The organism is Enterococcus sp. DIV1444a, from assembly GCF_051712125.1.
GTDB classification, from domain to species: Bacteria; Bacillota; Bacilli; order Lactobacillales; family Enterococcaceae; genus Enterococcus; species Enterococcus faecalis.
The window spans coordinates 608,868-621,438 of record NZ_JBIOOG010000001.1; the positions used below are offsets into that span (position 1 = coordinate 608,868).

The window sequence follows — 12,571 nt, forward strand, 5'->3', positions numbered from 1 at the left end:
AAAATAGAAGTAGAAGCTGAAATTTATTCGGCTTCTACTTCTATTTTGGTTTTGAAATATTTCCAATGTTTATAACTGATAATATATTCAGCAACACTACCATCTGCGAGATAGGAATGTTTGAGTTGTTTAACAGCGGGTTCACGAAAACTTAATTGAAGTAAATTCAATAACTCAGCATCTTCGGGAAAGACAATTTCATTTGTTTCTACAGAAGCCAATGAGAAGAGGTCTACTGAAAAATCTTTACGGACTCGTTCATACACACTTGCATAAGCTGTGAGGTCCTTTGAGAGCGGCTCTTTAACAAGCTTTTTGGGAAGATGTGTGATATGTACGAGAAAGGGTGTATCTTCAGAATAGCGTACACGCTTGATTCTATAATAAGAAGCGTTAGCTGGTAAGCCTAATTCCTTTAAAATTTCGGCTTGATTTTCTTCTTCAATTGAAAGGACTTTAACTTTTTCAGAGTCTAAAGAATGCAACTCGATATCAGAAAATTTTACATTTTGAGAAACTTTTGATTTCGAAACAAAGGTCCCTTTTCCTTGGATACGATACAAGTAACCTGCACTGGTTAGCTCATTCAGTGCTTTGACAGCTGTGATGGAGCTAACAGCATATTTTCGTTTAATATCGGCTTCAGAATAAAATTTATCACCAGGAATAAAGGTATGATTTTTTATTTCACGTAAAAGGTCTTGTTTGATTTGTTCGTATTTAGGTAACATGCGATTGCCTCCATTCTAGTAATCGAATGAATTAAGCATAACATGTTAACTAGTCTTTAGCAAACACTTTGAAAAAGAGGAAAGACAATTTTTATTTAAAGGATTCAAAAAAATAAATTCAATATATTAAGATATTAGGTTTACGGATAACTTAGTATGTGTTATAGTAAGTTCGTAGAAAACATAACATGTTAAGTAGAGTCATCTACATTTAGGGAGGGAAATTCGTGGAAAACATTGTACTAATTAGTCATGGTAGCATGGCTGAAGGCGTCAAAGTTAGCTTAGAAATGATTGTTGGTCGGCAAGAACACGTGCATACAGTCTCATTACGACCAGATAGCGACAATCTTCAATTTGAGAAAGAGCTAAACGAAAAAATGAAAGCCCTTAACGGTACGACACTGATTATTGCTGATTTACTAGGCGGAACACCATGTAACGTGGCAACTAAGAATTATTTGAACGTTGACGGAGTGGAAATTATTGCAGGGATGACGCTCTCTGTTGTGATTGAAGCAGTGGTCAATCAACAGGCTTCGATTAAAGAATTAGTTTGTTTAGCACAAGAAAATATTGTTGATGTAAAGGCTGGAATGAATCAAGCAGAACAAGAGATTTCAGAAGCTAGCAAAGAAAAAGAGTTAAGTAACTATAGTCAATATGCTGGAAAAGAAAATATTGTAAACACACGGATTGATGAACGCTTAATTCATGGACAAGTAGCGGGAATTTGGTCAACAAGTCTTAGTACACAGCGAATAATTGTAGCCAATGATGAGGCGGCTACAGATCCTTTACAAAAATCATCTTTGAGAATGGCAGCGCCTTCTTCGATGCGTTTATCTGTTCTTGGAGTAGAAGCTGCAGCTAAAAATATTCAATCAGGAAAATATGGTAAGCAACGTTTATTTTTATTATTTAAAAATCCGAAAGATGTGCTCCGCTTTATCGAAGCGCAAGGACCTATCAAAACTGTAAATGTTGGGAATATGAGTTACAAAGAAGGCGCACGCGAAGTAACAAAAAGTATTCAAGTTTTACCAGAAGAAGAACAAATTTTTGAAACAATCGCTTCGAAAGGCGTCACTGTGACAGCCCAATTAGTCCCAAACGATCCAGTCGTTGATTTTATGAAAAAATTACGCGGCTAAAAATGACAGACTAAGAAAGAATATTTTTAAATTTAGGAGGAAAATTCAATGCATTTAGCAGCGTATCAAATTATTTTAATTACTCTTTATGCGTTTATTGCTATTAATGACTCACTTATTTCCAATACGTTGACGCAACCAGCTATTGCTGGAATGATTTCTGGGATGATCATGGGAGATTTGAAAACTGGTTTAATGGTTGGCGGCACTCTTCAATTAATGCGTTTAGGAATTGCTGCTTTTGGTGGAGCATCGGTACCTGACTATTTCACAGGGGCTGTTTTAGGAACCGCTTTCGCTGTGATTTCTGGAAAAGGAGCGGAGTATGGTATTGGTTTAGCTGTTCCTGTTTCTCTGTTGATGTTGCAACTAGACGTAGTCGCACGTTTTTGTAATGTCTTTTTACTTCATAGTGTCGATAAAGCGATTGATAAGATGCAAGTAAAACGGATTCCACGCTTAGTTTTATCTGGTTCTGTTCTGTGGGGACTGTCTCGTGCCATTCCGATTTTATTAATGTTATTAGCGGGTGATGCTGTAGTAACAACGATTACCGATAACATGCCAGAATGGCTAATGACGGGCTTAAAAACAGCTGGAGGGGTCTTACCTGTTGTCGGTGTAGGGATTTTATTACGTTACTTGCCAACGAAGCAATATATCCCCTATTTACTATTAGGCTTTTTCTTAGCGGCTTATTTAAAAGTTCCGATGTTAGGTGTTTCGATAGTTGGGCTGGTAGCAGCGATGCTTGTATTTAAACGTGATGGGGCAAAAAGCACGACACAAGTAACCACAGGAAATGGTGATTTTGAAGGAGGATATGACGGCGATGAGTAAGCATAAACTGACAAAAAAAGAATTAAATGCAATTAGCTGGCGTTATATTTTAGGAAGCCAATTAAACTGGAACTATGAACGTATGATGAGTTCAGGATATTTATACGGCATCTTACCTGTCTTAAAAAAATTCTATGGTCATGATGAAGCACAATTTCAAGATATGATGCGCACACACAATCAATTTTTTAACACCAATGCTATTTTCGGGAATTTAATTATGGGGATTGATGTTGCGATTGAAGAGCAAGATGGCTATAAAGCGAAAGAAACAATTATTGCGCTAAAAACAGCTCTGATGGGTTCTTTGGCAGGCGTGGGTGACTCTTTATTCCATGTTATTTGGGGCACAATTTTTGGTTCTGTTGCAGGGACACTGGCTCAAAATGGCTCCGTGGTTGGCTGTGTTATTTGGATTATTGCAAATATTGCATTATTATTTGGTCGGGCCGCACTCTTACCACTTGGTTATAAGCAGGGGGTCAAACTAGTGACAACCTTGAAAGACAAGTTATCTGCCTTTACGAATGCAGCAACTGTTCTTGGTGTGACTGTGATTGGTGCCTTAATTCCTTCAGTTATCAAGGCGACAGTTCCTTTTGTTTATAAAAAGAACGGGGTCGAATTAGTTATTCAAGATACGTTAGATGCGATTTTGCCTTCCTTAGTTCCGATCTTACTTGTTCTTTTGACTTATTGGATGTTAGGTCAAAAGAAATTAAATTCCACACGAGTGATTTGGATTATTTTAATTTTATCGATTGTTTTGAGTGCCTTTGGTATTTTGGCGTAAAAAGTATATTAAGTGATTTTCAGAGAGTCGGAGAGTGTAGAAAGTATTTTTCTTCACTCTTTTTCTCTAATTTGTATGTAAGCGTTTTACGATAATTTTTTAGGAGGAGAAAGAATGAAAAACAGGAAAATATGGTTAATGCTGGTCGGACTATTTACTGCTTTGACGAGTGGATTTATGGGAACTACCCTTACTTTGGCAGAAGAAAACGAAGCGAGCCAAACGCTTGAGCAACCCTCTTACATTTCAGATTTCCCCAATCAAGTTGGGCATTGGCAAGATTTGGTGGGAACAGCAGAAAAAAAGAATGATTCTGCTGGTTTATGGATAGCAAACACGAAGCAAGGGACAAACCTCGAATCTGTCTCTATCAATCTTGATGCACGCGAACAATCTTCAGGAGATCTTGAACTAACCTTTTTATATGAAGGACAAAGTAACTTCGGATTGGTTTTTCGCGGAGATAAACAAAAGACGAGTCAATGGCAATCTTTTGCTTATAATCGTGACGGCCGCTGGCAATTAGGACAACCAGGCGGTAAATGGCTAACTAATATTCCGGGACCAACATTACTAAGTGGCCAACAATATAAACTGCTGGTTCGCTATGATGGGAAAAAAATTCAGACATTCCTGAATGATCAATTATTTTATGAAAATGAAGAGGTTCATTATCCTGATGGTACGTCCATTAATGATGACTGGACGGGCGCTGTAGGAATTAGGCTATTTGGTAATCTATCAAAGCTGAATGTCATTTCTATGAAGAGCGGCCCCGTCGGTAGCATTCCTGTTATCGATTCATTTACAGAATATCGACAATTAAAAGAAAAGTGGCGAAATCAGCTTGTTTCAAAAGAGTATGATTCAACTAACCAAGCGCTTGTAAACTACGTCCAAAAAATCTCCAATGAAGCAACAGAACTCGATCAAACGATGAATAAAGAGTCGAACCGCAGCTATTTATGGCCACTAGAGTCTGGCAATACGCCATCGGCTGATTTAACGACTCAATTTACCAAATTGCAAACATTAGCGGTAGCCTATGGAACGAAGGGGAGTACGCTTTACCAAGATGACAAATTGGCAGCAACCATTATTGATGGCTTAGATTTTATGGTAACGCAAAAAGGATATGATGGGAAAAAGTACCACGGAAATTGGTGGGACTGGCAAATTGGTGTGCCACAGAAGTTTCTTAATATTCTAATGATTTTAGAGGATAAAGTTTCTCCGGAAAAGCAACAAATCTATACAAATGCGCTGAGCAGTTATGTCCCAGATCCGTTTAAACAGTTGTATACAAAACCACAAGGAACGTTTGTGGATTTAGCTTTTATCCCAAATTTTGTGACATCAGGAGCGAACCGAACGGACTTAGCTTTAACTGTTTTGGGGTTAGGAATTTTACAAAAGGATAGCGGGAAAATTAACCAAGCATCCAGTAGTATCGTCGATGTATTTAAATTAGTCACAAAAGGGGATGGTTTTTACCAAGATGGTTCTTTTATCCAGCACAATAACATTCCTTATACAGGTTCGTATGGCAATGTATTGGTGAAAGGGGTTGGACAAATTTTGGCCATTACAGCAGATTCATCTTTTCAAATGGATGCAACTCTTGTGACAGAATTTGTTGAAAATGTTGATCGGGCCTTTCTTCCTTTGATTTATAAAGGTGAAATGCTACCAACTGTGAATGGCCGTTCCATCTCAAGAGCCCCAGCAGTTGGAAAAACAGGCTATGGATCAACTACCATGTATAATTTATTAATTGTAGCTAAATTTGCCCCTAATAATTATCAAAAGAAATTTCAAGAAGCCGTTAAATATTGGATGAAGGAGAACCCAGATTATTATTTGACGAATGCTCGTGATTTTAATGATTTACAGATGACTATGCAACTTTTAACTAATCCAGAAATTATGGGAGGGCAACTTCCTTTTACAGGCACGAAACTTTATGCTTCGATGGATCGATTTGTCCAACGAACACCTAGTTATATGTTTGGGCTAGGCTTGTATTCGAAGCGCACTGCATCTTTTGAAGCAGGGAATAAAGAAAATAAACGTGGCTGGCACACTGGTGACGGGATGATGTACGTATATAATGATGACGAGGTTCAATTTAATTCCAGCTATTGGCCAACTGTGGATCCCTATCGACTACCAGGAACAACGGTCGATACCCTTTCTTTGGCAGATGAAGTTTCAGCATTTACAACAATCACATCGAAAGAGCAATGGGTTGGTGGAGTAACGTCAGAAAATCAGGCAGTAGTAGGGATGGCTCTTAATAAAGACGGAACCAAAAATAATGGGAAACTTTTACCTATGAACTTACAAGCTAAAAAATCTTGGTTTGTATTAAATGGGCAAATTATCGCATTAGGCGCAGGAATTAAAGGCGATACAGAAGCTTCGATTGAGACAGTTGTTGATAATCGTTTGTTAAATGATGCGTATCAGTATCAAGTGCTATCAAACGTTGGGGAAATTCATGAGCAAAATGAAACGAGTAAAAAACAATGGTTATTACTAAAGTCGGATCATTCCAATGCTAATATGGGTTATTATTTTCCAGAAGAAACAACGGTTAATGTTAAAAGTGAAACTAGAAAAGGAACCTATAAAGCAATTAATGAAGCATTCCCAAGTGATAAAGAATATGTAGGTGATTATCGAACATTTACGATTCAACATGGTCAACACCCAACGAACGAGCATTATGCTTATGTAGTTTTACCAGGAATCGATGAAGCTGATTTAAAAACATATGCTGCCAAAAAAACAGTAGAAGTTCTCTCAAATACAGAAGACATTCAAGCAGTTAAGCAAGAAGAAGAAGGCTATCTTGGGGTTAACATTTGGTCAGAAACTGGCGGGACAATAGCAGGGATTACCTCAAATAAAGCTATTTCTTTAATGAGAAAGATACAACAACACCAAAAAACGTATACTTTCTCTGATCCCACACAAACAACTAAGACACTGACTTTAAAAATACCAAAAGATTACAGTACAGTAATTAGTCAAAGTGACGGTATCACTTATGATGATGCAACAGCAACCTTTACTATTAATTTTGAAAATGCTGCAGGAAGTAGTAAACAAATTATTGTAGAATAACTAAAAGAAATTAAAGTAGCCTCAAATTCCAGTTTTAATCGGAATTTGAGGCTACTTTGTTGAAATTATTTAAGATTCTAACATTTCTGCAGGTAATAAAATCGTTTCACGATGGCCATCATCAAAAGCAAAAATTCGCGACGGATATGCCGTAGAATAACTAAATGGTAAGTCGATGGCCATTTCTACTGAACTATTTTCTTGAGAAAAATGGACAGTCACTTTGCCATTATTGTTCAACAAATCAAAGTGAAGTAAGTCGTTTAAAGGGATAACCCCTTTTAGATTTAAGTCAATAATCAACCAAATACTATCAATTAAGCCACTAGGTAAGCTAGAAACAACACCTAATGAAGCATAGCGGCTACGGTCACTATCAAAACGTTCAAACATATGGATGACCTCCTTTTTGTTTACTTACTTTTAGTATACTGCAAATTTAAAAAAAAGAAATTGTTTCGTTTGAAAATATTGCGTAGATTAGCAAAAATTTAATATTCCTCTGTAGCTTCCTGACTTGGGGGCATCGTTTATGTATAGAAACCAAGACATGCAGTAAAAAGAAAGAGGGAGGTACGTTGTTTCAACGTACCTCCCATTTTCTAAAACTTAAGATAATCAGCTGAACAAAAGTGTTCTCTTTATTCGGCTAATTCTGGTTCAGTTGTTTCAGCAGCTGTTCCTTCTTCTTCTTCAGGAGCAGTTTGTGCTTCAACAATAGCAACTAGTTGTTCTTCTGGATCAGTTAAAATTTCATAGTCTTTGTGTTCAGGTAAATCAGCGATTGTAAGAGCATCACCAATTTCTAAATTTGTAATATCTACTTCAATTGATTCTGGTAATTTATCTGGTGTGGCTGCCACTAAAACAGTGTACAAGTTTTGAGCTAAGGTGCCCCCAGCTTTCACACCTACAGATTCACCAACTAATTGAACTTCTGCTTCGACTTCTGTTGTTTCTTTCATATTTACAGATAAGAATTCAACATGAAGCATTTGACCAGTAAAGGTATCTAATTGTGCTTTTGACATTAATGTGTTGATGTTTTTGCCATCAACTGTCATTTTAATAACGGTGTTAGCACCATGTTCGCGTAAAATTTTTGATAAGTCTTTTTCTTCAAAATAGATTGGTGTACTTTCAATTTGGTAACCGTAAACAATGGCAGGTACTTTCCCTTCGTGACGTAGCTGATTTCTTAGTGAACGTGGACGGATAGCTCTTTCTTTAACTTCTAATTGTACTGACATAACCTAATTCCTCCTTGAAATAATGAGTGATTTGGTTAAACTCAGAAACAAAACATAATGGAAAAAAGAAACTCTTTTTTCAGTTGTTCTTGTCTAGAAAAATGCTAACAATAATCAAAAAATCCCCACAAATATTGCCAGGCAACACTCATGGGAATGGTTCATTGTTATCGTTGTTCTCTCCCAGGTCATTACGCTGTTTTTGAGAAACCTTTATTTACTTTACTTATTAACCGTAACACTTATATTTTTATACGTCAAGGAATTACCTTTTTCTACTTTTCATCTTTAACGGATTCTACTATACTAATACCAGAATGGAGCGGAACAATGCGATTAGATAAATTACTAGAAGAACTTCAGTTTGGATCACGCAAAACAGTGAAACGATTAATCAAAGGCAAGCAGGTCACTGTGGATGGCATCGTGACATTAAATGAAAGCCAAAATGTCGATGCGCAATTACAAATGATTAAAGTAAAAGGACAATTAATTTCGCATAAGACCCATGTGTACTATATGTTGAATAAGCCAAAAGGTGTGGTGAGCGCTGTCTCAGATGCATCTAAAAAAACAGTCATTGATTTGATTGCGCCGCAAGACAGACGCCCTGGTCTTTATCCAGTGGGAAGACTCGATGGCGATACGGAAGGGTTACTTCTATTAACAGATAATGGACAATTAGGGTATCAATTAATTCGGCCAAATAAAGAAGTAGCGAAATGTTATGAAGTAAAAGTCAATGGTTTGGTCTCTGCAGAAGATTGTGCTAAATTTAAAGATGGGATTGTTTTGCAAGGGGGCATTCAATGTAAGCCAGCAAAAATAACTGTTCTTACAGCGACTGAAACGGAGAGTCATGTTTTCCTAACTATTCAAGAAGGAAAATTTCACCAAGTGAAAAAAATGTTTTTATCCGTGGGGAAAAAAGTGACTGCTTTAAAACGCCAAACTATGGGGCCGTTGCGGCTAGATCCGCAATTACCTTTAGGTGCTTATCGTTCATTAACAAGAGAAGAGTTACAATTGCTATTGCCTTATTTTTTTATTGAAAAACAACAAACAAGCAAAGCGTTACCGAGTAATTTGAAAAGAGAAGAGGAACGGAAATGAAAACATTGCTTTTTGATGTTGATGATACATTGTTAGATTTTAAATTGGCTGAAAAGAAGGCGCTCCATGCCTTATTTGAAGAAGAAAATGTACCATTTACATCTGAAGTCGAGTCAACATACCACCGAATTAATCAAGGATTATGGCGTTCATTTGAAGAAGGAAAAATAACAAAAGATGTTCTCCTTGATACACGGTTTGGTTTATTGTTTGACGCGTTTAATCGAGAAGTTGATAGCGTTAAAATGGGAGAAAACTACCGAGAATATTTAAGTCAAGGACATGACTTGCTTGGCAATAGTCAACGTATTTTGGAAAAATTAGCACCCCATTATGATTTATATATTGTGACAAACGGAGTGGCAAAAACACAGTATCGTCGGTTGGAAGATTCGAAATTAATGCCTTATTTTAAAGATATTTTTGTTTCAGAAGAAGTGGGTTATCAAAAACCGATGAAAGAGTATTTTGATTTTGTTTTTGAACGGATTCCTAATTTTAGTCGAGAAAAAACAATGATCATTGGCGATTCTTTGCATTCAGATATTCAAGGAGGCCAACAAGCGAAAATTCAAACGGTTTGGCTCAATCCAACCTCCGCTCCAGCAACACCAACCATTCAACCCAATTATACGATTCAACAGCTAGATGAGTTGTTACCAATTCTTGGGCATTAAAAAAACAACATTTCCTGTGCAGGAAATGTTGTTTTTTTAACTTAAGTGTAAACGTAAGCGAACCATATCCTTTAAAGGTAAACCGTTTTCCGTAATAGGCTCATCATAATGATGGATAAAAAAATCTGGTTCAATATGTGTCATCCGAAAACCGACTTTTTGATAGAGATATAGCTGTTGAAAGCCTGTGCTCCCAGTCCCAATTTCCAAATAATCATACTTTTCTTTTTTGGCAAAATCAATGGCAAAATGTAATAATTCTTGCCCAATGCCCCGCCCTCGGCTTTCTGCTGAGACAGCGATGTTTACGATTTCCAATGTCCGTGGATGAGTCGGCAACACGACTAAAATTCCTTGAAGATGTTCAGTCTGATAGTCAAAGCAAATGCCGCGGGTAATGTAATCTGCCACCATTTTTTTGGACGGATCTGCCTCATAAAGAAGGGCGTAATGCGCAGTTGTAAGTGCTTCTTTTTTAACTTTTTTAATCATAGGTAGGATCCTCCTTTTATTGATAAGTATACTGTAATTGAAAGAAGTGTGGGCAGATTTTTCATAAGAAGATAAAAATCACATGAAAAGTCTTGGAAAAGGTCTGGCATTCTTCAGAGTTTTCATTATAATAGTAAAAGACAATGAAGTTTTTGAAAAGAAAGAGGTTTATACATGAAAGATAGTCAGCCAATTATCATTGGTGTTACTGGCGGATCAGGAAGCGGAAAAACCAGTGTTAGCCGTGCGATTTTTAATAATTTTCCCGATCATTCAATTATGATGTTAGAACAGGATTCTTATTATAAAGATCAGAGCCATTTGAGTTTTGAAGAACGTTTAAATACCAATTATGATCATCCTTTTGCGTTTGATACAGATTTATTGATTCAACATGTTGAACAACTGTTAAACTATCAAGCCATTGAAAAGCCAGTTTATGACTACGTTGCGCATACAAGAAGTACAGAAACGGTGATACAAGAACCGAAAGAAGTAATTATTCTTGAAGGGATTTTAATTTTAGAAGATCGCCGCTTAAGGGATTTAATGGATATTAAAGTGTATGTGGATACAGATGATGACATCCGTATTATTCGTCGAATCAAGCGTGATATGGAAGAACGTGGCCGTACTTTGGATTCTGTGATTGAACAATATTTGACAGTCGTCAAGCCCATGTATCACCAATTTATTGAACCTACGAAACGTTATGCAGATATCATTGTGCCAGAAGGTGGCGAAAACCACGTCGCTATTGATTTAATTAATACAAAAGTGGATAGTATTTTAACAAAAATGTAATAGTCAGCTTAAATAGCCGTCTCTATATCAGAGTCGACTGTTTAAGCTTTTTTTTGACTTTTAAAGGGTGGTTTTATCAAATATTTTAAGGGATAGCTAAAAAGTTGAAAATATTGCAAGAAACAATATGCTATAATTTTTTAAAGGAAAAGGAGGGAAGGGAATCTGAATGATAAAAAGAGGTGAGGTTTTTTATGCGAATCTCTCACCAGTTGTTGGTTCTGAACAAGGTGGGATTCGACCTGTCCTGATTATTCAAAATAACAAAGGTAACTTATTTAGTCCAACGTTGATTGTTGCACCGATTACCCGTAACGTAAGCAAGCGGCTGCAACCAACGCAAGTCCTCATCGAAATTCCCCATAATGAGTGCAGGACGCCATCACTTATTTTGTTAGAACAAATTCGAACATTGGATAAAGAACGAATGCTACACAAGGTTTGTCAACTTTCTCGTGAAGAGATGGAACAGGTCAATCAAGCTTTAAAAGTTAGCGTTGGTATCCGTTAATTTACATATAAAGAAATCGTTTTGGGGAAACGGTTTCTTTTTTTATTGAAATAGTTTCCAAATATTCGTTTTTCTCGTATAGTGAAAGAGGAGGCGATCACATGGATAAAATTCGTTATGGAATTATGAGTACTGCCCAAATTGTCCCAAGATTTGTAGCAGGGCTTCGAGAAAGTGCGCAAGCTGAAGTGCGCGGGATTGCATCAAGGCGTTTAGACAATGCTCAAAAAATGGCTAAAGAATTAGCGATTCCGGTGGCTTATGGCAGTTATGAAGAGTTATGTAAGGATGAAACAATTGATATTATTTATATTCCCACCTACAATCAAGGACATTACTCAGCAGCTAAGCTTGCGTTATCACAAGGAAAACCCGTCCTACTGGAAAAACCATTTACATTAAATGCTGCTGAAGCAGAAGAACTCTTTGCAATCGCACAGGAGCAAGGGGTTTTTCTAATGGAAGCTCAGAAGTCTGTTTTTTTACCAATTACCCAAAAAGTAAAGGCGACGATTCAAGAAGGGGGATTGGGAGAGATTTTATGGGTTCAGTCAGTTACTGCCTATCCCAATGTGGATCATATTCCCTGGTTTTACTCGAGAGAAGCGGGTGGTGGAGCGCTTCATGGCTCAGGAAGTTATCCATTACAATACTTACAATACGTATTAGGGAAAGAGATTCAAGCGGTTACGGGAACCGCAACATATCAGCAAGGAGCGACGGATAGTCAATGTAATTTAGCTTTGAAATTTGCTGAAGGGACGCTGGGCAATATTTTTATTAATGTTGGTTTAAAGATACCTAGTGAAATGACCATCTGTGGGACAAAAGGGCAAATCGTTATTCCTAATTTCTGGAAAACAGATTGTGCTTATTATACAGATGCTCAAGGTAACACTGTCAAATGGTCTGAACAATTCACTAGTGAATTTACGTATGAAATCAATCATGTGAATCAATGTTTACAAGACAAAAAGTTAACTAGCCCCGTAATGACGAAGGAATTAACGATAGCAACCGTTAAAATTGTTGAAAGTTTTTATCAAGAATGGTTCGATAACGAATAATTACCCTCAC

General features: G+C 37.0%; 13 protein-coding genes. 9 read left to right on the plus strand and 4 right to left on the minus strand.

Annotated features, from left to right (window positions below):
* Window positions 1-23 precede the first annotated feature (23 nt).
* Complete coding sequence (locus IGI87_RS03130; RefSeq protein WP_438736227.1) at window positions 24-731, minus strand: GntR family transcriptional regulator; 708 nt, start codon at window positions 729-731, stop codon at window positions 24-26.
* 260 nt (window positions 732-991) lie between these two features.
* On the opposite strand from IGI87_RS03130, the gene IGI87_RS03135 reads away from it, so the two are divergent.
* From IGI87_RS03135 to IGI87_RS03150, 4 genes are all read left to right on the plus strand, one after another.
* The gene (locus tag IGI87_RS03135; RefSeq protein ID WP_002383065.1) at window positions 992-1,885 is read left to right on the plus strand and encodes a PTS mannose/fructose/sorbose transporter subunit IIAB; all 894 of its coding nucleotides are present in this window, start codon (window positions 992-994) and stop codon (window positions 1,883-1,885) included.
* 48 nt (window positions 1,886-1,933) lie between these two features.
* Complete coding sequence (locus IGI87_RS03140) at window positions 1,934-2,725, plus strand: PTS mannose/fructose/sorbose/N-acetylgalactosamine transporter subunit IIC (RefSeq protein ID WP_104855253.1); 792 nt, start codon at window positions 1,934-1,936, stop codon at window positions 2,723-2,725.
* Window positions 2,718-3,518: a PTS system mannose/fructose/sorbose family transporter subunit IID gene (locus tag IGI87_RS03145; protein ID WP_002383066.1), complete on the plus strand. Its 801-nt coding sequence runs from the start codon at window positions 2,718-2,720 to the stop codon at window positions 3,516-3,518. The genes IGI87_RS03140 and IGI87_RS03145 overlap by 8 nt, the downstream gene beginning before the upstream one ends.
* Window positions 3,519-3,632: 114 nt before the next feature.
* Window positions 3,633-6,647, plus strand: coding sequence for a polysaccharide lyase 8 family protein (locus IGI87_RS03150; protein WP_438736228.1), 3,015 nt, complete (start codon window positions 3,633-3,635; stop codon window positions 6,645-6,647).
* Window positions 6,648-6,716: 69 nt separating this feature from the next.
* Here IGI87_RS03150 and IGI87_RS03155 read toward each other — a convergent pair whose 3' ends face one another.
* Window positions 6,717-7,040, minus strand: a complete 324-nt coding sequence (locus tag IGI87_RS03155; RefSeq protein ID WP_002355697.1) for a DUF960 domain-containing protein — start codon at window positions 7,038-7,040, stop codon at window positions 6,717-6,719.
* A 248-nt stretch (window positions 7,041-7,288) separates the two neighbouring features.
* Window positions 7,289-7,897 (minus strand): 50S ribosomal protein L25/general stress protein Ctc, encoded by a 609-nt coding sequence (locus IGI87_RS03160; RefSeq protein WP_104855250.1) that lies wholly within the window; start codon window positions 7,895-7,897, stop codon window positions 7,289-7,291.
* A gap of 330 nt (window positions 7,898-8,227) precedes the next feature.
* Here IGI87_RS03160 and IGI87_RS03165 point away from each other — a divergent pair, with 330 nt between their 5' ends.
* Together IGI87_RS03165 and IGI87_RS03170 are read left to right on the plus strand one after the other, a co-directional pair.
* Window positions 8,228-9,010 carry a pseudouridine synthase gene (locus IGI87_RS03165; RefSeq protein WP_438736229.1) on the plus strand — a complete coding sequence of 261 codons (783 nt, stop codon included), beginning with the start codon at window positions 8,228-8,230 and terminating at the stop codon, window positions 9,008-9,010.
* Window positions 9,007-9,687: a YjjG family noncanonical pyrimidine nucleotidase gene (locus tag IGI87_RS03170; protein WP_002355700.1), complete on the plus strand. Its 681-nt coding sequence runs from the start codon at window positions 9,007-9,009 to the stop codon at window positions 9,685-9,687. The genes IGI87_RS03165 and IGI87_RS03170 overlap by 4 nt, the downstream gene beginning before the upstream one ends.
* 36 nt (window positions 9,688-9,723) lie before the next feature.
* On the opposite strand, the gene IGI87_RS03175 is transcribed toward IGI87_RS03170, so the two are convergent.
* The gene (locus IGI87_RS03175) at window positions 9,724-10,179 is read right to left on the minus strand and encodes a GNAT family N-acetyltransferase (RefSeq protein ID WP_104854241.1); all 456 of its coding nucleotides are present in this window, start codon (window positions 10,177-10,179) and stop codon (window positions 9,724-9,726) included.
* Window positions 10,180-10,353: 174 nt separating this feature from the next.
* On the opposite strand from IGI87_RS03175, the gene udk reads away from it, so the two are divergent.
* From udk to IGI87_RS03190, 3 genes are all read left to right on the plus strand, one after another.
* Entirely contained in the window at window positions 10,354-10,983 is a 630-nt protein-coding gene (gene udk / locus IGI87_RS03180) for a uridine kinase (RefSeq protein WP_002355702.1), read from the plus strand.
* A gap of 169 nt (window positions 10,984-11,152) precedes the next feature.
* Window positions 11,153-11,494 carry a type II toxin-antitoxin system PemK/MazF family toxin gene (locus tag IGI87_RS03185; protein WP_002355703.1) on the plus strand — a complete coding sequence of 114 codons (342 nt, stop codon included), beginning with the start codon at window positions 11,153-11,155 and terminating at the stop codon, window positions 11,492-11,494.
* 101 nt (window positions 11,495-11,595) lie between these two features.
* Window positions 11,596-12,561 (plus strand): Gfo/Idh/MocA family protein, encoded by a 966-nt coding sequence (locus IGI87_RS03190; RefSeq protein WP_438736230.1) that lies wholly within the window; start codon window positions 11,596-11,598, stop codon window positions 12,559-12,561.
* Window positions 12,562-12,571: the final 10 nt, after the last annotated feature.